This is a genomic window from Lentzea tibetensis (assembly GCF_007845675.1).
Lineage (GTDB): Bacteria > Actinomycetota > Actinomycetes > Mycobacteriales > Pseudonocardiaceae > Lentzea > Lentzea tibetensis.
Genome location: NZ_VOBR01000051.1, coordinates 1 through 21,106, shown reverse-complemented (window position 1 = coordinate 21,106; position 21,106 = coordinate 1). Strand labels below are relative to the sequence as shown.

Below are 21,106 nucleotides of genomic sequence, written 5' to 3'. Positions count from 1 at the left end.
GACCTCAGTAGGCGACCGCGCTCCGCTTGTGCGCGATCAACGCCAGCACGACGACGATCAGCGCGGCCCCCGCGGTCAGCCCGGCGACGAGCATCGCCCAGCCGAAGAACGAGTTCGAGTCCGCGCCCGCGTACCGGACGGTGGCGGTGAGCATCGACGCCTGGCCGGGCTTCGGAGACCACGCGATCGTGCCGTTCTCCTCTTCTCTGCCGTTGGTGTTCACCACCGCGCCGGGGAAGCTGATCTTCACCTGGATGTCCGCGCGCTCGGCGGGCACCTGGCTGAGGTCGACCGAGCCGGACAACGTCACCAGGTCGCCGGAGCGGCGGAAGTTCAGCTGGTAGCGGCTGTTCGACGAACTCGTCGCGATCGAGAGCGTGCGCACCTCGTCGAACGTCAGCCCGTTGAAGAACAGCTGCGTGCCCGCGTAGGCCTCGACGCGGTACGGCTTGGTCGTCACGCGGCTCGCGAGCTCCGGCGGCACCTTGAGCTGCGGGCCGGGGTCGTTGTCCTGCGTCGGTGGCGTCGCCGCCACGATCTCGCCGGAAATCCGGTCGTCCTCGGACACGGCCATCGCTGCGTACACGCGCACGCAACCGCTCAGCGAGAACAGCGCGAGCAGCAGGAAAACCGGCACGAGCAGTGCCGAGGATCTACGCACGGCGGACATCCTGCCAGCACACCTACAACGATGCAGTCCGCGCCTCGGGTCGTGAGCCTAACTAACTACCTGTTGGAGGGACGGGGGTGCGTTGTAGCGTTCGACGCATGGCAACTGTGCACGGCATCAGCGATCAGTTCGTGATCGACTACGCGGGGTTGGACCCCATCACGGCGACCGCTCTGGGGATCTCCGGATACGACGATCAGCTGACCGACTACTCCCCGGACGGTCACGCCGCCCGGTACGAGCTCGCTGCCCGTGCGCTGCGCGAGATCGACGCCACCGAACCCGCCAACGCGTCGGAGAAGGCCGCGAAGGCGGTGTTCCAGGAGCGGATCGGCCTGGAGCAGGAGCTCTACGACGCGGGGCAGACGGAGTCGGCGCTCAACGTCATCGCGAGCCCGGTCCAGGGCCTGCGCGACATCTTCGACCAGATGCCGACCGACACACCGGACCAGTGGTCCGTTGTCGCGAAGCGGCTGGCCGCGATGCCGGACGCCATCGCGAACCTCCGCGCGTCACTGGCCCGTTCCGCGGACCGCGGCAACGTGTCCGCGGTTCGCCAGGTGACCCGTGTCGCCGAGCAGTGCTCCGTCTGGGCGGGGCTCTCCGGCGGCAAGTCGTTCTTCGCGAACCTGATCGCGCCCGCGTCGGTCGACGCCGCGCTGCGCACCGACCTCGAGGCCGGCGCCCGCGCCGCCGCCGAGGCCTACGCCGACTTCGCGGCGTTCCTGCGCACCGAGCTCGCTCCCAAGGCGCCGACCAAGGACGCCGTCGGCGAGGACGTCTACCGCCTCGGCTCGCGCTACTTCACCGGCTCGCGGCTCGACCTCGCCGAGGCCTACGAGTGGGGCTGGCAGGAGTTCCTCGGCATCGAGGCTGAGATGAAGGAGATCGGTGCCCGCATCAAGCCGGGCGCCACGCTCATCGAGGTCGGCCACGCGCTCGACAACGACCCGCGCTACCTGGTGCACGGCAAGGACGGCTTCCGCGACTGGATGCAGCAGCTGTCCGACAAGGCGCTGCTGGACCTGCGCGACGTGCACTTCGACCTGCCCGACGCGCTGATGTCGCTCGAGTGCAAGATCGCCCCGCCCGGCGGTGGCGTCGGCGCCTACTACACGCCGCCGACCGCGGACTTCGGCCGTCCCGGCCGCATGTGGTGGTCCGTGCCGGACGACAAGGAGGTCTACCCGACCTGGCGCGAGACCTCGACCGTCTACCACGAGGGCGTTCCCGGCCACCACCTCCAGTGCGCGACGGCCGTCTACCACAAGGAGTCGCTCAACAACTTCCAGCGCCTCATGTGCTGGGTGTCCGGCCACGGCGAGGGCTGGGCGCTCTACTCCGAGCGCCTCATGCGCGAGCTCGGCTACCTCGACGACGACGGCGACCTGCTGGGCATGCTCGACGCCCACCTGTTCCGCGCCGCGCGCGTCATCATCGACATCGGCATGCACCTGGAGCTGGAGATCCCGAAGGGCACCGGTTTCCACCCCGGCGAGCGCTGGACGCCGGAGCTGGGCCTCGAGTTCATGCTGACCCGCACCCTGTCCGAGCCGGCGCACGTGCACGACGAGATCGACCGCTACCTGGGCTGGCCGGGCCAGGCGCCCGCGTACAAGATCGGCGAGCGACTGTGGCTCGCCGCGCGTGAGGACGCCCGCAAGCGGCACGGCGACGCGTTCGACCTCAAGCACTTCCACAAGGTGGCGCTGGAGATGGGTTCCATGGGCCTCGACACGCTCCGCGAGCGGCTCGCCGAGATCTGATTTCCGCAGGTCAGCCGGGACTGGCGGGGTGAACGGCCCGTTCACACCGCCAGTCCCGGACATGCCGAAACTTTTGGGCCCGTTTCCGCGTTGCGCAGACAAGGAAGCGCGCGGGGGCAAGCACGCGGGTGCCTGTGGACAACTGAACGCGGCTGTCGGTCCCGGCCGGTATCGTCAGATTCGTCAGACCGGCAATGCTCGGCCGAGCACGGCGAACGGGCGGGGATCACCGGTGAACTGGTAGTGCCGCAGCACGTCCACGAACCCGACCCGGCGGTACAGCTTCCACGCCTTGCTCGGCCCCTCGGGCGTCGAGAGCAGCACCCGCGAGGTGTGCACGCCCTCGAGCAGCCTGCGGAGCAGGTCCTCGCCGAGCCCGCGGCCCTGCGCGCGAGGCAGGACGTGCAGTTCGGTCAGCTCGAAGTAGTCGTGCATCCACTCGTCGACGGCCGTCGGCGGCGCGACGGTGGTGAGGCCGCGGCGCACCTGTTCGTGCCACCACTGGCCGGCCGCGCCGCGGTAGCCGTAGCCGATGCCGACGAGCTCGTCGCGCTCGCCGAGCGCGACGACGCACCGCCAGTCCTCGCGCAGCATGTGCGCGAGCCACATCGGCGCGCGCTGCTCGACCGTGCCCGGCGGGTAGTTCATCGCCGTGACGTACAGCGACAGCGCTTCGGCGAGCCGGACGTTCAGCTCCTGCGCCGTCATCTCGATGATCCGCTCGAGGCGGGGGGAAGCGGTCATGACGCCACCTGTGCCGGAGTGCCGCCGGTGATGTCCACCAGCTCTTCGAACGTCGTGGGGTAGACCGCGTGCGGGTGGCCCGCCGCGGCCCAGACGACATCGTGGTCGCGCAGGGCCTCGTCGACCAGGGTCTCGATCGGCGCGGGGTGGCCGACCGGTGAGACGCCGCCGATCACCTGACCGGTGTGCTCGCGCACGAAATCCGGGTCGGCGTGCTTGATGCTGTCCGCGTTCACGATGTCCGCGACGCGGCCGGTGTCCGCGCGGTGCGCGCCCGAGGTGAGCACGAGCAGCGGCGACGCCTGGCCGTCGCGGATCGCGGCGAACAGCAGGCTGTTGGCGATGGCGCCGACCGGCACGCCGACCGCGTCGGCGGCTTGAGCGGCGGTCCGCACCGCGTCCGCGAGCACGACGATCCCCGCGGCGGACGCGGGAGGCAGCGCATCAGCGACTTTGCGGATGCCCGGATGGTCCAGAGAGCTCACGAGTCCATCAGACCACGGCCGTCACCCACGTGGTGGGGCGGGTTGAAGATTATCCATTCCAGGAGCTACGCTGACCTGGTTCGAACGTATGTTCGAGCGAACAATGCCCCGGAGGTGGGGTGGGGGAAGCACCCCACCTCCGGGAGCCGCCGGCTTCCCCTCGGCGGTGACGTCGTCGACGACGCCACGAGGAGGCCGAGATGTCAGCTTCGATCGACTTCCCGTACCAGGCCCCACTCCCGTTACCGCCGGCTTCGGCCGTCGCACTGCTGCGGCAGGCGCGCGAAGGGGTGCGCGAAGCCGCGCGGACGCACAACTCGGCGGAACGGTTCGCGGTCGCGTACCTGGCCGCTTTGCGCGGCGCCGCAGCGGTTCTGGCGTTGCGCGGCCGTCCGCATCGCGGTCGTGCGAAGCCGACCAGCGCGTGGGTGTTGCTCGCCGCGCTCGCCCCGGAACTGCGGGAGTGGGCGGCGTTCTTCGCGTCGGCGTCGTCGACGCGCGCCGCCGTGCTCGCGGGGATCACCAGCCGTGTCACGGAACGCGCGGCCGACGACCTCGTGCGTCAGGCGGACCTGTTCATCCGCATCGTTGACCGGACCATGCACGAGGCGAGGCAGTGAACGCTCTCGAAGTGATCAGCGCCGAGGCGGCGCTGCTGGCCGCGTCCGCACGCGGCCAGCGTCCGGAACGCGGCATCCCCGCGTGTCCGGGACTCAACCTCGCCGAGACCGTCCGGCACGTCGCCAGCGGCTACCGGATGGCACTCGAGTGGATCAGGCTCGGCGAGGAACCCACCGCGTACCAACAGGATCCGGTCGAGGGACAGGACCTGCCGGACTTCCTCCTCGCGAGCGCGTCGGCGTTGCTGGAGGTGTTGTCGGACCACGACCCGGAGGAGCCGTGCGCCACGTGGTGGCCCGCCCAGGAGAACTACGGCTTCTGGTGCAGGCGCTACGCGCACGAGACCACCATGCACCGCATGGACATCCAGGCCGCGGCGGGCATGACCGTCGACCCGGTCGCCGACGACGTCGCACTCGACGGCATCGACGAGGTGCTGACGGTGTGGTTCTCCCACAAGCTCGAGGTGCTCGGCGTGCGCGGCACCCGTGACGGCTCCGTCGCGGTCCGCGCGGGCGACGACGCCGTCTGGCTCGCGCGGTGCGGGCCGGGTGGGTCGTCGGCGTGGCGGGTCACCCCGGAGGAGGCGGACATCGCCGACGCCGAGGTGTCCGCGTCGCCGATGACGATGTACCGCTGGCTGTGGGGGAGGTTGCCGGACTCGATGGCGAACCCGGTCGGCGACCACGACGCGATCGCGCAGATGTGGGCGCTACTGCGGCTGGCGACCAAGTAGGAGGCTCGTCCGCTCCTGCCCGTCCGCGCCCTCCAGCCGGAACCGCGGGCCGTCGTCGCCGAACTCCAGCAGCGCCACGGAGTTGCCGAAGTGGGGACCGGTGAGCTTGCGCCAGCTCATCAGGTCCTCCGGCACGCCGACGGCGGTCGCGAGGCGGCGGAGGATCCGCGCGGCGGTCCGCGACCACGCCAGCCGGAACACGGGCAGGAACACCTTCGGCGGCTCGTTGCGCACCGGCGAGCACACCAGCTGCACGACCCGGCCCCGCGTCGGCCGGGGGAAGTGCGCTTCGGCGGCGTAGCTGTGGTGGACGTCGCCGGACAGCACGCACACCGTCTTCGTGTCGTCGGCGACCCGCTGGATCAGCCTGCTCAGCCGGTCGAACGACGCCCGGAACGCCGGCCAGTGCTCGAGGTCCAGCACCTGCCGGATGCGTTCCGCGGCACGGCCCTGCCAGCCGGGCTTGCGGGCGCCGATCTCGTTGAGCGACTGGAAGTGGCTGAGCGCGTGCGGCATCAGCCACGGCAGCGACGAACCGATCAGCAGGTGGTCGACGTCGCCGCGCGCGTTCTCCTCGATCCACGCGAACTCGTCGTCGCTGACCATCGACCTGACGCCGTCGCCGAGGATCCGGCCGCACCGCGTGTCGATCACCAGCAGCCGCACCCGGCCGAAGTCGCGGCGGTAGCTCCACCACGTCGACTTCCGGCCGTCGACCTCCTGGTCCGCCTGCTCGGCGAAGTCCTCGAGCAGCGGCAGCGCGTCGCCGTCGTGTGCCTGAACCTGCTTGAACAACGCGTTGGCCGCCAGCTCGTCCGGCCCGAGGTTGCCGATGTGCTGGTACACCCAGTACGACGAGATCGCGCCGCGGATCCTGTTGCGCCACCACGGTTTCGCGCTCATCTCGCGGCGCCACTGGTCGGAGGTGTTCCAGTCGTCGCGCACGTCGTGGTCGTCGAAGATCATCGAACAGGGCACCGTCGACATCAGCCAGCGCACCTCGGGATCCGCCCACGTCTCGTGGTAGAGCTGGGCGTACTCGGCGAAGTGGACGACCTCGTCCTCCGGCTCCTGCGTGCCGTGCCGGTGTTCGCGCAGCCACCGCTTCGTCGCGTCGGTCGGCTCATCGGCGTAGACCTGGTCGCCGAGCAGCAGCAACGCGTCCGGCCACTCGTCGTCCGGCCGGGTCGCCATGCGGGTGGCGTAGGCGTCGAGCGCGTCCGGGCCGAGATCGTCGTCGTCGTGCTTGGCGGCGCGGCACGAGCCGAACAGGATCCTGGTGACGTTCCTGGTCCTGATCGTCGGCTTCGGGAACGGGTGGTTCTCCGGTGGCCACACGACGTCGTCGTCGAGCCGGACGTCGTACTCGGTGCGCGGCCCGAGGCCGGCGAGCTGGACGAGTGCGAAGTGCTGGTCGCCCACCTGGAACGTGGGCGCCGAGTGCCCGGCGACGGTGACCTCGCACCGGGCGTCGGTCTCCACCCAGACCGTCGCGGTGGTTTCGCCGACGTGCCGCAACAACGGCCCGAGCACCAGCTTCGCCATGGCGGGTGACAGTACCCTCGCAGCTGTGGAAATCACCTTCGACGCGGCGAACCCGCAGGCGCTGGCGGGGTTCTGGTCCGAGCTCGTGGGGGACGGCGTCGAGTTGACGTTCGTGCTGAACGACGCCCCGAAGATCGAGAAGAACCCGATCCACCTGGATCTCGCCAGCACGTCGGCGCAGGACCAGGTCGCGATCGTCGAGCTCGCCGAGAAGCTCGGGGCTCAGCGCATCGACATCGGGCAGGGCGACGTGCCGTGGGTCGTGCTGTGCGACCCGGAGGGCAACGAGTTCTGCGTGCTCGAGCCGCGGCCCGAGTACATGGACACCGGTTCGGTCGCCGCGGTCGTCATCGACGTGCCCGACCCGGTGGCGGCTGCTCGTGCCACCGGGCATCCCGTGGCGCGCACCGGTGACGGGTTCGCCTCGCTGCGGGTGGGTCCGGGGCCCTGGCTGGAGTTCCTGCACACCGACGACCCGCCGCCGCTCACCGAACGCGTTCGCGTCACTTGGGCCTGAACTCCGCTCAAGGGCCCGGAATTGTCGGTGTCGCCTGGGAGAATGAAAGCAGGGGGACCCCCTGGCGGGGACGCCTGCGTCAGCACGGCTGCCGGGCCTGCCTCGCGAACGGCTTGGTAGTCGGATAGCTCGGTTGCCGGATGGCTTGTTGCTGGTTGTGCGGCTACTCGGCTCGGGCGTGCCAGGTGGGCAGCTCGCCCGTGAGCGCCCAAGCCGCCTGACGAGCCGCTCCCAGCGCGACGTACTCGGCCGGCGGCGGCACGGTCACCGGCACGCCGAAGATCATCGGGGCGATCTCGCGCACCGCGAGTGAGCGGGCGCCGCCGCCGATCAGCAGCACGCGGGAGATCGGGACACCGTTGTCGCGCAACGCGTCCAGCCCTGCGTCGAGGCCGCGCAGCATGCCCTCGACCGCGGCGCGCGCCACGTTGGCCGGGGTCATGTTCCCGCGGGTCATGCCGGACAGGGTGCCGGTCGCGTCCGGCAGGTTCGGGGTGCGCTCGCCGTCGAGGTAGGGGAGCAGCGCGAGGCCTTCGGCGCCGGGCGGCGCGGACAGGGCGAGTCTGTCCAGTTCGGACAGGTCGACGGCGAGCATCGCGGCGGTCGCGGTCAGCACCCGTGCCGCGTTGAGCGTGCACACCAGGGGGAGGAAGCGGCCGGTGGCGTCCGCGAACCCCGCGACCGCGCCGGTCGGGTCGGCCGTCGGCTTGTCGGTCGCGCCGAACACCGTGCCGCTGGTGCCGATCGACACGACGACGTCTCCGACGCCGATGCCGAGACCCAGTGCGGCGGCCATGTTGTCGCCGGTGCCCGCCGAGACGAGGACGTCGTCGGCGGTGCGGCCCAGCGGTTCCTGCGGGCCGAGCAGCGTCGGCAGCTGGATGGCGCGACCGAACGCGTGCGCCAGCAGGTCGGAGTCCCAGCGGTCGTGCTGCGGCGACCAGTAGCCGGTGCCGGAGGCGTCGCCGCGGTCGGTCGCCATGCGGTTCGTCAGCTGGTAGCCCAGCCAGTCGTGCGGCAGCAGCACGGTGCGGATGCGCTGCGCCAGTTCGGGCTCGTGCCGCGCCACCCATCTGAGCTTGGCGACGGTGAAGCTCGCCAGCGGCACCGAACCCGTGCGGCGCGCCCACGTCGCGGCGCCCAGCTCGTCGACCAGGTCGGCCGCCGCCTGGGCGGACCGGGTGTCGTTCCACAGCAGCGCGTCGCGCACCGGGATGCCGTGCGCGTCGAGAGCGACGAGACCGTGCTGCTGGCCGGCGATGCCGATGCTGTCGACGTCGTCGAGCAGGCCGTTGCGGGTCGCCTCGTGCAGGGCGTCGCGCCACTTCGCGGGGGCGACCTCGGTGCCGTCCGGGTGCGGGGCGCGGCCCTCGCGGACGATCGCGCCCGTCGTCGCGTCGCAGACGACCACCTTCGTGGACTGGGTCGACGAGTCGATTCCGGCGACGTGCATCAGCTGGCCCAGAACCACTCGGACTCGCGCGCCGCCTTGAGCGCGCTCCTGCGCTTCTCCGGCTCCAGTCGCGACAGGTACAGCTTCCCGTCGAGGTGGTCGGTCTCGTGCTGCAGGCAGCGCGCCATCAGGCCGGTGCCGCGCACGGTCACCGGCTCGTTGCGCAGGTCGACGCCCCGCACGACGGCCTCGTTCGCGCGTCGCGTCGGGTAGCGGAGGCCGGGAACGGACAGGCAGCCCTCGTCGCCGTCCTGGACCTCCTCGGACAGCTCGACGACCTCCGGGTTGATGACGTAGCCGAACTGGTCGCCGACGTCGTAGCTGAACACCCGCATCCCGACCCCGATCTGCGGCGCGGCGAGTCCCGCGCGCCCGTCCGGCTTGACGGTGTCGAGCAGGTCCTTCACCAAGGCCTCGAGATTGCGGTCGAACCGGACGACGGCGTCGGCGGGGCTGCTGAGCACCGGGTCGCCCAGATAGCGGATGTCTCTCAAAGCCATGGCGTCAGCGTAGTACTCAGCCTACTGTATGCAGCATGCAATATATTGGTCGAACGCTGCTGAAGGACCAGGCCGTCACCGCGATCCGCGACGCGATCGTCCGCGGCGTGCTCGAGCCGGGCACGGCGATCAAGGACGTCGACCTCGCCGCCCGCCTCGGGCTGTCGCGCACCCCCGTCCGGGAGGCGCTGGCGCGGCTCGCCGACGAGGGGCTCGTCGAGTCCAAGCCGGGCAGCTACACGCGGGTCACGCCACTGGACGGCACGTCCGTGCGCGACGCGCACGCCGTCGTCCAGGCGATGCACGCGCTCGCCGCCCGCCACGCGGTGATGACGCGCGACGACCTGAGCGAGATGCGGCACGCGAACGGCAAGTTCCAGCTGGCGCTCGAGCGCAACGACATCCCGGCCGCGCTCGCCGCCGACGACGAGTTCCACGCCGTCGCCGTCCGGCGCAGCGGGAACTTCGCACTCGCCGCCACCATCGAGCGCTACATGCCGCTGGTGCGCAGGCTCGAACACCTCCGGTTCGCCTCCGCGATCGGTCACCACTCGATCGAGATGCACCGGGAGATCGTCGACGCGTTCAAGGCGGGCGACAACGCACTCGCCGCCGATCTCGTCGACCGCAACTGGGCGACGCTGAGAGACGAGATCTGATCATGGAACGCTTCCCGCTGCTCTTCGGTCCCTCCCCCGTGCACCCGCTCGACCGGCTCACCGCGCACCTCGGCGGCGCGCGGATCTGGGCCAAGCGCGAGGACTGCAACTCCGGTCTCGCGTACGGCGGCAACAAGACCCGCAAGCTCGAGTACCTGGTCGCGGACGCGCTGGCGCAGGGCTGCGACACGCTCGTCTCCATCGGTGGCGTCCAGTCCAACCACACCCGCCAGGTCGCCGCGGCCGCCGCGCGCGCCGGACTGAAAGCGGTGCTGGTGCAGGAGAGCTGGGTCGACTGGCCGGACGTCGTCTACGACCGCGTCGGCAACATCCTGCTGAGCAGGCTCATGGGCGCCGACGTCCGGCTCGTCCAGGCGGGCTTCGGCATCGGCCTCAAACCCGCATGGGAACAGGCGATCGAAGACGTCCGCCGCACGGGCGGCAAGCCCTACGCCATCCCGGCGGGCGCGTCCGACCACCCGCTCGGCGGCCTCGGCTTCGCGTCGTGGGCGAATGAGGTGCGGGCGCAGGAGGCCGAACTCGGCGTGCGCTTCGGCACCGTCGTCGTGTGCTCGGTGACCGGCAGCACCCAGGCCGGCATGGTCGCGGGCTTCGCGGGCGACCGGAAGGTGATCGGCATCGACGCCTCCGCCAAGCCCGCCGAGACCCGCGCGCAGATCACCCGCATCGCGCACGCCACGGCCGAGCTCGTCGGCACCGAGATCCAGGACGCCGACGTCGTGCTGGACGAACGGTTCCACGCGGGTGTGTACGGCAAGCCGGATGAGTCCACAGTGGACGCAATGCGTCTCGGTGCCCGGCTGGAAGGCATGATCACCGACCCGGTGTACGAGGGGAAGTCGTTGGCGGGCCTCATCGAGCTCGTGTCGAGTGGTGAGATCGGGCGCGACGAGAACGTGCTGTACGCGCACCTCGGCGGACAGCCCGCGCTCGACGCTTACGCCGGCCTGTTCCGGTAGAGCCTTGATGACCGCGCACGCCTATGAGAAGACCCGGATGCGCCGCCGCGCCTTGGGCGAGGGAATTCTCGACGCGTGGTGCTGGAGCTCCTCGACTTCGTGCGCGAAGGGTGCGTGGTCACGCGCGGAGGCGCAGGCCCTTTGGGGAGGCGCGGAATCTGGCTTCCTGCAGGACGGTTGACAGGTGGGAGCTGAGGGCGTGTTTGCAGTCTGCGCGTTGGACGGCGAGTTGGCCGTCGCGCACGGTGCGGCTCAGTGCGTGGGCGGTTGGGCTCGTCCTCGGTAAGCGGGCCCGCCCTGTCTGGGTTACGCGCGGAGGCGCAGGCCCTTTGGGGTGGCGCGGAATCCGGCTTCCTGCAGGACGGCGGACAGGTGGGAGTTGAGGGCGTGTTCGCCGTCCGCGCGTTGGACGGCGAGCTGGCCGAGCCAGCCGTCGCGCACGGCGCGGCTCAGTGCGTGGGCCGCCGCGCGCAGGGTGGGTTCGTCCTCGGTGAACGACAGCAGTGACTTGCCGCCCCGCTCGACGTAGAGCGTCGCCTCGCCGTCGACCAGGACGGTCAGCGCGCCCGCCTTGCGTGCCGGGCGGTGCTTCGACTCGCTGATCGCGGCCGGCCACGGCAGTGCTGCGCCGTACGGCTGGGCCGGATCGGCTGCCGCGAGCACCACGGCGTCCGGATCGCCCTGGTGTTCCTGGCCGGGTGGCCGGGACAGCGCGCGGAGGCGGTCGACGGCTCCGCGCGCGGCGAACTGGGCCGCGCCCAGGCCTTCCACGACGTAGCCGCGCACGACCTGGCCGGACTCCTCCATCGCGCGCAGCACCCGGTACACGCCGCTGAAGCCACCGGTTACGCGTTCGGTGTCGAGTGCGCCCCTGGTGAGCACGCCGTGCCGTTCGAGGAACGCCTCGGCGCGGGCGTGTGCACGCCTGGTCGGGTCGGTGCCGGGGGTGATCGCGAGCGACCACCGGCCCGCGACCGTCGGCGGGCCCGTCCGCGACGGCATGTCCGGTCTGCCGGCGCGCAGCCGGGCGTACCGGCCACGTGGTGCCGAACGGCGCGGTTTGTGCGCGGCGCCGCCACCGGAGACGAGCGCGCGCAACGGTGACAGCGTGTCGTTGGTGACCTGGCCCGCCCACACCAGATCCCACAGCGCGCCGACGACGTCCGCGTCGGTCGTCGGGCCCTGCAACGACACCCGGTCGACGATCTGCCGGAAGAACAACGCGCCACCGCCGAGTGCCTCGAGCAGCACGGTGTGCAGCGGCGACTCGGGGATCGCCTCGGGCACCAGGTCCGGCAGCAGCAGGTCCGCGACGTCCGTCGGGGCCAGTGCCACCCAGCCGTCACCGCCGGCCAGCGAGCCGCAGCCCGTCCACGTCACCTCGCCGGACGCGGTCAGCTCGTCCAGCAGCGCCGGGTAGTAGCCGGGCAGCCGGGCGGGCAGCACCAGCGACTCCAGCGCGCTCGCCGGCAGCGGCGCACCGGCGAGTTGTTCGACGACCGCGAACACGTCGTCGACCGTCGGTGCCGTGCGCAGCCGGCGGCCGATGCCGTGCCAGCTCGGCAGGAACCGGCCCAGCGCGGACTTCTCGACCGGCTCCACCTCGGACCGCAGCCGCGCCAGCGACGCGCGCCGCAACCGGCGCAGCACCTCGGCGTCGCAGTACTCGGTGTGCGTGCCACCCGGCCGCAGTTCGCCGCGCACCAGCCTGCCGGTGCCCGCCATCCGTTCCAGCACACCGGTGACGACCGCGACGCCGAGCCCGAACCGCGCCGACGGCTCGGCCGCGGGGAACGGGCCGTGCGTGCGCGCGTACCTGCTCAGCAGGTCGCCCAGCGGGTCCGGCACGGGCTCGGTGAACACCTCCGGCACGCCGACCGGCAGCGCCACGCCCAGCGCATCGCGCACGCGGCCCGCGTCCTCGATCGCGATGGTCCGTTCCTCACCGGCTATGCGCACCCTGATCGCTCGCCGCTGCGCCACCAGATCGTCGAGCCACGCCCGTTCGACGCCGCGTTCCAGCGCCTCGGCGTCGGAGAGATCTCCCAGGAACCGCAACAGGTCCGCCGCGTCCTCGGCGTGCCTGGCCCGCCGGTCCGGCAGCAGGCGTTGCAGCGTCCGCTCGACCTCGGCGACCACCTCCGGGGCGAGCAGCTCGCGGATCGCCTCGGACCCCAGCAGCTCGGCGAGCAGCGTCGAGTCCAGCGACAGCGCGGCGGCCCGGCGTTCCGCGAGCGGCGCGTCGGCCTCGTACAGGAACATCCCGACGTAGCCGAACAGCAGGCTGCGCGCGAACGGCGACGGCGTCTGCGTCTCCACCTCGACCACGCGCACCCGGCGGGCCCGCACGTCGCTCATCAGCTCCCGCAGGCCGGGCACGTCGTAGACGTCCTGCAGGCACTCGCGCATCGCCTCCAGCACGACCGGGAAGCTCTCGTACTTCGCCGCGACGGACAGCAGCTGCGCGGACCGCTGGCGTTGCTGCCACAGCGGAGTGCGCCTGCGCGGATCCCTGCGTGGCAACAACAACGAGCGCGCCGCGCACTCGCGGAACCTGGCCGCGAACAGCGCCGAGCCGCCGACCTCCGCCACGACGACCTGCTCGACCTCCTCGGGGTCCAGCACCACGTCCTCGACGCCCGCGGTGACCTCGGCGCCGTCCATGTCGACCGCGTCCGGCAGGCGCACCACGATGCCGTCGTCGGAGTGCGCGCACTGCACTTCGATGCCGCGCCGTTCGCGCAGCCCGGCCGTGATCGCCAGTGCCCACGGCGCGTTGACCTGCGCGCCGAACGGCGAGTGCACGACGAGCCGCCAGTCGCCGAGCTCGTCGCGGAACCGTTCCACCAGCACGGTCCGGTCGTTCGGGACGTGCCGCGTCGCCTCGCGCTGCTCGCCAAGGTAGGAGAGGAGGTTGTCCGTGGCCCACGCGTCCAGACCTGCTTCGGCCGAACGCTTCCGCGCCGCGCCGTCCTCCATTGTGGACACTTCGCGGAGGAACTTCCCCATCGCGCGGCCGAGTTCCAGCGGGCGGCCCGGCGCGTCGCCCTTCCAGAACGGCATCCGCGCGGGCTGGCCAGGAGCGGGCACCACGATCACCCGGTCGTGGGTGATGTCCTCGACGCGCCACGACGACGTGCCGAGCAGGAACGTGTCGCCCACCCGCGACTCGTAGACCATCTCCTCGTCCAGCTCACCCACCCGCGAGCCCGGCCCGTTCTCCGACGCCGGTGTCATCACCGCGAACAGACCGCGGTCGGGGATCGTGCCGCCGGACGTCACCGCCAGCCGCTGCGAGCCGGGCCGCCCGCGCAGCTCGCTGTTCACCCGGTCCCACGTGATGCGCGGCCGCAGCTCGGCGAACTCCTCGCTGGGGTAGCGGCCGGAGAGCATGTCCAGCACCGCGATCAGCGCCGACTCGGGCAGCGCCGCGAACGGTGCCGCCCTGCGGACGAGCCCGGCGAGGTCGTCGACGGCCCACGGTTCCATCGCGACCATCGCCACGACGTGCTGCGCCAGCACGTCCAGCGGGTTGCGCGGGTAGCGGATGGCCTCGATCGCGCCGTCCCGCATGCGTTCCGCAACCACCGCGCACGACACGAGGTCGCCGCGGAACTTCGGGAACATCACGCCCTTGGAGATCGCGCCGACCTGGTGGCCCGCGCGGCCGACGCGTTGCAGGCCCGACGCGACCGACGGTGGTGCCTCGACCTGCACGACCAGGTCGACCGCGCCCATGTCGATGCCCAGCTCCAGCGACGACGTCGCCACGACGCACGGCAGCCTGCCGGACTTCAGGTCCTCCTCGACCTGGGTGCGCTGCTCGCGCGACATCGACCCGTGGTGTGCGCGGGCGACGGTCGCGGCGACCTGCGTGGTGAAACCCGACTGGCCGATGGCCTCCGCCGGGAAGGTCTCGAGCTCCTTCGCTTCCTCGGCCAGCTCGTTGAGGCGCGCGGTGAGGCGTTCCGCGAGGCGCCGCGAGTTGGAGAACACGATCGTGGAACGGTGCTGGCGCACCAGTTCCAGGATGCGCTGCTCGACCGACGGCCAGATCGACGTCCGCTGCTCCGCACCCGCCGCAGAACCGGACACCTCACCGGTGGGCTGGCCGAGCTGGGACATGTCCTCGACCGGCACCTCCACCTCGACCTGGATGGTCTTGGGGGTCTTCGGCTGCACCACGGTCGTCGGGCGGCCACCCGCGAGGAACGCGCTGATCTCCTCGACCGGACGCACGGTCGCCGACAGACCGATGCGCTGAGCCGGTTTCTCCAGCAGCGCGTCCAGCCGTTCCAGCGACAACGCCAGGTGCGCGCCGCGTTTCGTGCCCGCCACCGCGTGCACCTCGTCGAGGATCACCGTCTCCACGCCGCGCAGCGACTCGCGTGCGGATGACGTGAGCAGCAGGAACAGCGACTCCGGGGTGGTGACCAGCACGTCCGGCGGGGTGCGCTGGAAGCTGCGGCGCTCGTCGGCCGGCGTGTCACCGGTGCGCATGCCGACCGTGATGGCGGGCTCGGGCAGGTTCAGGCGGTGCGAGGCCTGACGAATACCCGCGAGCGGTGCGCGGAGGTTGCGTTCGACGTCGACCGCCAGCGCCTTCAAAGGAGATATGTAGAGCACCCGGCAGCGATGTTTCGGTTCCGCCGGTTTGGGTGACGACGCCAGCCGGTCGAGCGCCCAGAGGAAGGCGGCCAGCGTCTTGCCCGAGCCGGTCGGTGCGATGACCAGCGCGTGCTCACCGGCGGCGGCCGCTGCCCACGCGCCGGTCTGTGCTTGGGTGGGCGCGGCGAAAGCCCCGGTGAACCACTGCCGGGTCGCCGGTGAGAAAGCCTCCAACACGTCCATGCCGTCCATCTTGAACCAAGGGTCTGACAGTTTCTGATGGCCGCTCCTCCGGAGACGGCGGCGAGGTCGCCGGGAAGTCGGTCATCCGGGCTCCGTTTTCGCCGCCTCCGCAGGCTCCGGCGTCGAAAAGGGAGCCCGGATGACCGACGCGACCTCGCGGATTCTTCCTATGTGGCAGCATCCACCCCGAACATCTTCGAGGGGAGACCGGTGACCGTCCTGTCCGTTGACCTGGGCACTTCCAACACCGTCGCGGTGCTGTCCGCACACGGACGGCCGCCGAGAGTGCTGGAGGTGGACGGCGCGGCGACCATGCCGTCGGCGGTCTTCTGCGAGGAGGACGGCACGCTCGTCGTCGGTCGCGACGCCGAGCGCCGAGCGCGGCTCGACCCCGCCCGCTTCGAGCCGAACCCCAAGCGCCGCATCGACGACGGCACGTTGCTGCTGGGCGACAAGGTGGTCCCGGTCGCCGAGGCACTGGCCGCCGTGCTCGCGCGCGTGCTGGAGGAGACGAAGCGGCAGCTGGGCGGCGAGGAGCTGGAAGAGGTCCGGCTGACGCATCCCGCGCAGTGGGGCCCGACCCGCCGCAACGTCCTCCTCTCCGCCGCGCGGCTCGCTGGGATGTCACCCGATCTGGTGCTCGTGCCGGAACCCGTGGCCGCCGCGTCGCACTACGCCCAGCTGGCCGTCGGGCAGGCGCTCGCCGTGTACGACCTGGGCGCGGGCACGTTCGACGTCGCGATCGTCGGCGCCACCCAGAACGGCTACACCGTGCTCGCCGACGACGGGCTGCCCGACCTCGGCGGCGTGGACGTCGACCAGTCGCTGTTGGAGCACATCGGCAGGCTCATCGCCCACAAGAACCCGTCCGTGTGGCAGCGGATGCTGCGCCCCGAGTCCACCGCGGACCGGCGCGCGCGGCGCGCGTTGCAGGAGGACGTGCGCGCGGCGAAGGAGACGCTGTCCCGGCACCCGCAGACCGAGGTGCCGATGCCAGAGCCGTTCGAGGACGTGCTGGTCACCCGCAGCGACCTCGAGGCGTTGATCAGGGCGGACCTGTCGCGCAGCACCGACCTGCTGGCGGCGACGATCCGTGCGACCGGCATGACCCCCGACCAGCTCGCTGGCGTCTACCTCGTCGGCGGGTCCAGCCGGATCCCGCTGGTGGCGCAGATGATCGCGGCGCAGGTGGGTGTCGTGCCGACGACGCTCGACCAGCCGGAGACGGCGGTGGCGCTCGGCGCGCACGTGGTCCCGAAGGACTCCATCAGCCTGCGCACGGAGGACGCGCCGAAGAAGCACGTCGAACCGGCGACCGTCGTGACGAAGCCGGTTAACCCGAACGTGTCGGGGCCGTACCAGGTCCCGCAGCAGAACCCGAACGTCAGCGGTCAGCACCCGGCCGTGTCCGGCGCGTACTCGGTGAGCGGCAGCTACCCGGTGACCGGGCCGCAGCAGTTCCACTTCCCGGCCGCGGTCGGGCCGCAGCCGCCGAAACCGAGTGGTGCCAACAAGAAGGTGCTGATCGGGATCGGCGCGGCGCTCGTGCTCGTCATCGCGATCGTCGGCGGCGTGATGGCGCTGAACCGGTCGAACCTGCCGTCCGCGGACGAGTGCAAGGAAGACGTCACGCAGGACGCCAAGGGCTTCACCAGCTGCCTGCGCCAGCTCGCCGGTGCCGTCCCGGACGGCGGATCCTGCGAGTCCGCGCAGTCCGCGCAGGTCAGCGGCATGGACGAGATCAAGGGCACGGTCGTCAACTGCGAGGTCAAGGACGGCTACGCGGTCCAGTACATCCTCACCGAGACGGTGACCGGCGCGAGCAGCAACGCCGACGCCGTGGTGAAGACGTTCAACACCGACCGGGTCGAGGCGGACTGGTCCGGCAACGGGCTGGAGGGCCAGTACAAGGCGGCCGCGGACAACGGCGTCGGCGTGCTCGTCTTCACGGTCAAGGACCGGCCGATGTTCGGCATCCTCACCAAGAGCGGCGAGGACACCGAGCTGTCCCCGGACGACGTCGCCCAGTTCTTCGAGACGACGGTGCAGCCGGGGACCTGACCCGGACGGGCCTATTAATACGGCCTTCGCGCGTGCCACCATCGTGATCATGAAAACGGCCGCGCCGCAGGTGGAGCACGTACAGCGCAAGGTGCTGCGCGTGCTCACCGCGACGCAGGTGCTCGGCGCGGCGGGCATGGCGATCGGTCTCGCCGTCAGCACGCTCATCGCGGCCGCGCTGTCCGGATCCGACGCGGTGGGCGGGCTCGCCCAGACGAGCGCGGTCGTCGGCGCCGCGGTGCTCGCACTTCCCGCGGCACGGCTGGCCGCGCGACGCGGACGCCGTCCCGCGCTGACGCTCGGCTACGCGGTCGGTGCACTGGGCGCGGTGTGCGCGGCCGTCGCGGTGGCCAGCTCGTCGTGGCAGATGTTGTTGCCCGCGCTCGTTCTCTTCGGTGGCGCGTCGAGTGCGAACCTCGCCGCCCGGTACGCGGCGACCGACCTCGCGCATCCGCACCGTCGCGCGCGTGAGCTGTCGAAGGTCGTGTGGGCGGCGACGATCGGTGCCGTGATCGGGCCGAACCTGGCCGATCCGGCAGGGCGCGTGTTGGCCTCCGCCGGGCTTCCCGTTGGCGCTGGGCCGTTCCTGCTGGCGTTCGTGGTGCTGGCGCTGGCCGCGCTGGGCGTGTGGCTGGGACTGCGGCCGGACCCGCTGGTCGTGGTGCGGCAGACGCAACCGGTCGTCCCGTCGCACTGCGGTGGCGGCGGCGCGCCCGGTGGCGTCGGGATCTGGTTCTCGCTCACGTCGACCGCGCGGCTCGCCCTGATCGGGGTGACGTTGTGCCACACCGCGATGGTCGGGCTGATGTCGATGACGCCGGTGCACATGAACCACGCCGGGTCGTCGTTGCGCGTAGTCGGCGTGGTGATCAGCCTGCACATCGCGGCGATGTACGCGGCGAGTCCCCTCTTCGGGTGGATGGCTGACCGGCTGGGGCGGATTCCGGTGCTGGCCATCGGTGCCTCGCTGGTCGTGGCCGCCTCCGGGATCGCGGGCATGGCGCCGTCGAACGAGGCGCCGCAGCTCGCCGCGGGACTGGCGCTGCTCGGCTTCGGCTGGTCCGCGGGACTGGTCGCCGGGTCCGCGTTGCTGACGGAGTCCGTCCCGGTGGAGGACCGGCCCGCCGCGCAGGGGTTGTCGGACCTGTGCATGAACGCGGGTGGCGCGGTGGGTGGCGCGGTGTCCGGTGTCGTCGTGACGGCGTGGTCCTACGCGTCGCTCGGGCTGATCGTCGGGTTCACGGCGCTGCCGCTGCTCGTGGTCTGCCTCTTCGTCACCCTCCGCCGACCCGTTGGCTAGTCTGGGCCCGATGCGCAACACGGTGTTCCGGAGACTCATGGCAGGGGAGTTCGGCGAGATCAGGGCCGAGATGCTGGCCCACGACCACGTGTTGTCCTCGCTGGGGGGACGCACCGCTGACCAGGCGCTGGAGGCCGGGATACCGGCCAAGGAGGTCTGGCTCGCGGTGTGCGACGCGCTGGAGGTTCCCGAGCACCGGCGCTGACCGCGTGTCGGCTCTTCCGTCGAACAGATGTTCGGCTACAGTGGTGCGCGCAACCGGAGCCTCGTCAAAATTGTCAGACCCTGCCCGTAGCGTCAGGCCCAACATGACGAAGCAACGGACCCCGGCTACTGGGGCACAGACCAAACGAGGTGGACAGATGGCACCCGCAGCACCGGACAGGGACAAGGCGCTCGAACTTGCCCTGGCGCAGATCGACAAGCAGTTCGGCAAGGGCTCGGTCATGAGGCTCGGCGAAGAAGGCCGTGCCCCGATCGAGGTCATCCCGACCGGTGCGATCGCACTCGACGTAGCGCTCGGCATCGGCGGCCTGCCACGCGGTCGTGTCGTCGAGATCTACGGCCCTGAGTCCTCCGGTAAGACGACCGTGGCGCTGCACGCGGTCGCGAACGCGCAGAAGAACGGCGGCATCGCGGCGTTCATCGACGCCGAGCACGCCCTGGACCCGGAGTACGCGAAGAAGCTGGGCGTCGACACCGACGCGCTGCTGGTCTCCCAGCCCGACACGGGTGAGCAGGCACTGGAGATCGCGGACATGCTGGTCCGCTCCGGTGCGCTGGACATCCTGGTCATCGACTCGGTCGCCGCGCTCGTGCCGCGTGCCGAGATCGAGGGCGAGATGGGCGACAACCACGTCGGTCTCCAGGCCCGGCTGATGAGCCAGGCGCTGCGCAAGATCACCGGCGCGCTGAGCAACTCCGGCACCACCGCGATCTTCATCAACCAGCTGCGCGAGAAGATCGGCGTGATGTTCGGCTCCCCGGAGACCACGACCGGTGGTAAGGCGCTGAAGTTCTACGCCTCCGTGCGTCTGGACGTGCGCCGCATCGAGACCCTGAAGGACGGCGGCGAGCCCGTCGGCAACCGCACCAGGGTCAAGGTCGTGAAGAACAAGGTCGCGCCGCCGTTCAAGCAGGCCGAGTTCGACATCCTCTACGGCAGGGGCATCAGCCGCGAGGGCTCGCTCATCGACATGGGCGTCGACCAGGGCATCCTGCGCAAGTCCGGTGCCTGGTACACCTACGAGGGCGACCAGCTGGGGCAGGGCAAGGAGAACGCCCGCAAGTTCCTGCTCGAGAACCCCGACGTGGCCAACGAGATCGAGAAGCGCATCAAGGACAAGCTGGGTATCGGTGCGACCCTCGACGCCGACGAGACCGCGCCGGCGCCGGTCGAGTTCTAGTGGCCGGTCCCGAGGACGAGGCACGCCGGGCGAAGGACATCTGCTACTCACTCCTCACCGCCCGGCCTCGCACTCGCCTCGAACTGCGCAACGCCTTGCTGCGCAAGGAGATCTCCGAAGCCGTCGCCGACGAGGTGCTCGGCAAGTTCTCCCGCGCGGGGCTGATCGACGACGCTGCGTTCGCCGAGATCTGGGTCCGGTCTCGGCACGAGCACCAGGGTCTCGGTCGGCGCGCGCTCGCGATGGAGTTGCGGCGCAAGGGTGTTGACGACGACCTCGTGGCCGAGGCCGTTGCCGCCGTGGATCCCGAGGCCGAGGAAGAGCGGGCTCGGGAGATCGTGCGGAAGCGGCTTCGGACCATGGGCGGGGTGGACGAGACCGCCAAGATCCGGCGGCTCGTGGGTGCCTTGGCCCGCAAGGGGTACAGCGAAGGGCTCGCGTTCCGGGTCGTTCGTGAGGAGATGCGGGTTTCGGACGACGCTGAGTGGTGAGTGGCGGCGGGCGCTGCTGTCGGGGGAAAGTGTGTTGAGGTAGAAGCGCTGCCTTCCGGTCTCGCTACGCGGTGGCAATGCGGTGGTCTGGTGGGTTGACGCGGCGGCTTTCGATGGTTGCTGTGGTGGCCGGACGTTGTGTTCGATCGTCTGCGTGCCGCGTGCCGCGTGCCGCGTGCCGCGTGCCGCGTGCTGCGTGCTGCGTGCTGCGTGCTGCGTGCTGCGTGCTGCGTGCTGCGTGCTGCGTGCTGCGTGCTGCGTGCTGCGTGCTGCGTGCTGCGTGCTGCGTGCTGCGTGCTGCGTGCTGCGTGCTGCGTGCTG

Annotated in this window: 19 protein-coding genes; 12 read left to right on the top strand and 7 right to left on the bottom strand. The window is 71.1% G+C overall.

What is annotated here, in order from left to right:
• Window positions 1–4: 4 nt before the first annotated feature.
• Window positions 5–661 carry a DUF3153 domain-containing protein gene (locus tag FKR81_RS41245; protein WP_146360768.1) on the bottom strand — a complete coding sequence of 219 codons (657 nt, stop codon included), beginning with the start codon at window positions 659–661 and terminating at the stop codon, window positions 5–7.
• Between the two features lie 107 nt (window positions 662–768).
• On the opposite strand from FKR81_RS41245, the gene FKR81_RS41240 reads away from it, so the two are divergent.
• Window positions 769–2,436: a DUF885 domain-containing protein gene (locus FKR81_RS41240; protein WP_146360766.1), complete on the top strand. Its 1,668-nt coding sequence runs from the start codon at window positions 769–771 to the stop codon at window positions 2,434–2,436.
• 183 nt (window positions 2,437–2,619) lie between these two features.
• Here FKR81_RS41240 and FKR81_RS41235 read toward each other — a convergent pair whose 3' ends face one another.
• Together FKR81_RS41235 and FKR81_RS41230 are read right to left on the bottom strand one after the other, a co-directional pair.
• Window positions 2,620–3,180: a GNAT family N-acetyltransferase gene (locus FKR81_RS41235; protein ID WP_146360764.1), complete on the bottom strand. Its 561-nt coding sequence runs from the start codon at window positions 3,178–3,180 to the stop codon at window positions 2,620–2,622.
• A complete protein-coding gene (locus tag FKR81_RS41230; RefSeq protein WP_146360762.1) occupies window positions 3,177–3,665 on the bottom strand; it encodes a YbaK/EbsC family protein in 489 nt (162 codons plus the stop codon). The genes FKR81_RS41235 and FKR81_RS41230 overlap by 4 nt, the downstream gene beginning before the upstream one ends.
• A 200-nt stretch (window positions 3,666–3,865) precedes the next feature.
• On the opposite strand from FKR81_RS41230, the gene FKR81_RS41225 reads away from it, so the two are divergent.
• Together FKR81_RS41225 and FKR81_RS41220 are read left to right on the top strand one after the other, a co-directional pair.
• On the top strand, window positions 3,866–4,285 hold the full coding sequence (locus tag FKR81_RS41225; protein WP_146360760.1) for an SAV_6107 family HEPN domain-containing protein: 420 nt from the start codon (window positions 3,866–3,868) through the stop codon (window positions 4,283–4,285).
• Window positions 4,282–5,022: a maleylpyruvate isomerase N-terminal domain-containing protein gene (locus FKR81_RS41220; RefSeq protein ID WP_146360758.1), complete on the top strand. Its 741-nt coding sequence runs from the start codon at window positions 4,282–4,284 to the stop codon at window positions 5,020–5,022. Before FKR81_RS41225 ends, FKR81_RS41220 begins: the two co-directional genes overlap by 4 nt.
• Here FKR81_RS41220 and FKR81_RS41215 read toward each other — a convergent pair.
• Window positions 4,999–6,567 carry an alkaline phosphatase D family protein gene (locus FKR81_RS41215; RefSeq protein ID WP_146360756.1) on the bottom strand — a complete coding sequence of 523 codons (1,569 nt, stop codon included), beginning with the start codon at window positions 6,565–6,567 and terminating at the stop codon, window positions 4,999–5,001. The two genes, FKR81_RS41220 and FKR81_RS41215, sit on opposite strands and share 24 nt — an antisense overlap.
• A gap of 25 nt (window positions 6,568–6,592) precedes the next feature.
• Between FKR81_RS41215 and FKR81_RS41210 the strand changes: the two genes are divergently transcribed.
• A complete protein-coding gene (locus tag FKR81_RS41210; protein ID WP_146360754.1) occupies window positions 6,593–7,084 on the top strand; it encodes a VOC family protein in 492 nt (163 codons plus the stop codon).
• 163 nt (window positions 7,085–7,247) lie between these two features.
• Here the strand turns inward: FKR81_RS41210 and xylB are convergent, their stop codons facing one another.
• Entirely contained in the window at window positions 7,248–8,537 is a 1,290-nt protein-coding gene (gene xylB / locus FKR81_RS41205; protein ID WP_146360785.1) for a xylulokinase, read from the bottom strand.
• Window positions 8,537–9,037 carry a peptide deformylase gene (def, locus tag FKR81_RS41200; protein ID WP_146360752.1) on the bottom strand — a complete coding sequence of 167 codons (501 nt, stop codon included), beginning with the start codon at window positions 9,035–9,037 and terminating at the stop codon, window positions 8,537–8,539. Before def ends, xylB begins: the two co-directional genes overlap by 1 nt.
• 35 nt (window positions 9,038–9,072) lie before the next feature.
• On the opposite strand from def, the gene FKR81_RS41195 reads away from it, so the two are divergent.
• Together FKR81_RS41195 and FKR81_RS41190 are read left to right on the top strand one after the other, a co-directional pair.
• Window positions 9,073–9,696, top strand: a complete 624-nt coding sequence (locus tag FKR81_RS41195; protein WP_146360750.1) for a GntR family transcriptional regulator — start codon at window positions 9,073–9,075, stop codon at window positions 9,694–9,696.
• A gap of 2 nt (window positions 9,697–9,698) precedes the next feature.
• Window positions 9,699–10,676 carry a 1-aminocyclopropane-1-carboxylate deaminase gene (locus FKR81_RS41190; RefSeq protein ID WP_146360748.1) on the top strand — a complete coding sequence of 326 codons (978 nt, stop codon included), beginning with the start codon at window positions 9,699–9,701 and terminating at the stop codon, window positions 10,674–10,676.
• Window positions 10,677–10,982: 306 nt separating this feature from the next.
• On the opposite strand, the gene FKR81_RS41185 is transcribed toward FKR81_RS41190, so the two are convergent.
• The gene (locus FKR81_RS41185; RefSeq protein WP_407936592.1) at window positions 10,983–15,527 is read right to left on the bottom strand and encodes an ATP-dependent helicase; all 4,545 of its coding nucleotides are present in this window, start codon (window positions 15,525–15,527) and stop codon (window positions 10,983–10,985) included.
• Between the two features lie 210 nt (window positions 15,528–15,737).
• Here FKR81_RS41185 and FKR81_RS41180 point away from each other — a divergent pair, with 210 nt between their 5' ends.
• The 6 genes from FKR81_RS41180 to FKR81_RS44635 form a co-directional block, all read left to right on the top strand.
• A complete protein-coding gene (locus FKR81_RS41180) occupies window positions 15,738–17,588 on the top strand; it encodes an Hsp70 family protein (protein WP_146360783.1) in 1,851 nt (616 codons plus the stop codon).
• Between the two features lie 49 nt (window positions 17,589–17,637).
• Window positions 17,638–18,888 (top strand): MFS transporter, encoded by a 1,251-nt coding sequence (locus tag FKR81_RS41175; RefSeq protein WP_186763483.1) that lies wholly within the window; start codon window positions 17,638–17,640, stop codon window positions 18,886–18,888.
• Window positions 18,889–18,898: 10 nt separating this feature from the next.
• Window positions 18,899–19,093, top strand: a complete 195-nt coding sequence (locus FKR81_RS41170; RefSeq protein WP_146360742.1) for a DUF3046 domain-containing protein — start codon at window positions 18,899–18,901, stop codon at window positions 19,091–19,093.
• A 157-nt stretch (window positions 19,094–19,250) separates the two neighbouring features.
• On the top strand, window positions 19,251–20,294 hold the full coding sequence (gene recA / locus FKR81_RS41165; protein ID WP_146360740.1) for a recombinase RecA: 1,044 nt from the start codon (window positions 19,251–19,253) through the stop codon (window positions 20,292–20,294).
• Window positions 20,294–20,785: a regulatory protein RecX gene (locus FKR81_RS41160; RefSeq protein WP_146360738.1), complete on the top strand. Its 492-nt coding sequence runs from the start codon at window positions 20,294–20,296 to the stop codon at window positions 20,783–20,785. Before recA ends, FKR81_RS41160 begins: the two co-directional genes overlap by 1 nt.
• A gap of 138 nt (window positions 20,786–20,923) precedes the next feature.
• Window positions 20,924–21,106 (top strand): hypothetical protein (locus FKR81_RS44635; RefSeq protein WP_222598583.1); only part of this gene is annotated, 183 nt, incomplete at its 3' end.

Excerpts from the sequence above, each read along its gene's own strand:
- FKR81_RS41225 (WP_146360760.1), top strand. The coding sequence starts at position 3,866 with ATGTCAGCTTCGATCGACTTCCCGTACCAGGCCCCACTCCCGTTACCG.
- def (WP_146360752.1), bottom strand. The coding sequence starts at position 9,037 with ATGGCTTTGAGAGACATCCGCTATCTGGGCGACCCGGTGCTCAGCAGC.
- FKR81_RS41175 (WP_186763483.1), top strand. The coding sequence starts at position 17,638 with ATGAAAACGGCCGCGCCGCAGGTGGAGCACGTACAGCGCAAGGTGCTG.
- FKR81_RS41215 (WP_146360756.1), bottom strand. The coding sequence starts at position 6,567 with ATGGCGAAGCTGGTGCTCGGGCCGTTGTTGCGGCACGTCGGCGAAACC.
- FKR81_RS41195 (WP_146360750.1), top strand. The coding sequence starts at position 9,073 with ATGCAATATATTGGTCGAACGCTGCTGAAGGACCAGGCCGTCACCGCG.
- recA (WP_146360740.1), top strand. The coding sequence starts at position 19,251 with ATGGCACCCGCAGCACCGGACAGGGACAAGGCGCTCGAACTTGCCCTG.
- FKR81_RS41240 (WP_146360766.1), top strand. The coding sequence starts at position 769 with ATGGCAACTGTGCACGGCATCAGCGATCAGTTCGTGATCGACTACGCG.
- FKR81_RS41170 (WP_146360742.1), top strand. The coding sequence starts at position 18,899 with ATGCGCAACACGGTGTTCCGGAGACTCATGGCAGGGGAGTTCGGCGAG.
- FKR81_RS41235 (WP_146360764.1), bottom strand. The coding sequence starts at position 3,180 with ATGACCGCTTCCCCCCGCCTCGAGCGGATCATCGAGATGACGGCGCAG.
- xylB (WP_146360785.1), bottom strand. The coding sequence starts at position 8,537 with ATGCACGTCGCCGGAATCGACTCGTCGACCCAGTCCACGAAGGTGGTC.
- FKR81_RS41185 (WP_407936592.1), bottom strand. The coding sequence starts at position 15,527 with ATGGACGTGTTGGAGGCTTTCTCACCGGCGACCCGGCAGTGGTTCACC.
- FKR81_RS41190 (WP_146360748.1), top strand. The coding sequence starts at position 9,699 with ATGGAACGCTTCCCGCTGCTCTTCGGTCCCTCCCCCGTGCACCCGCTC.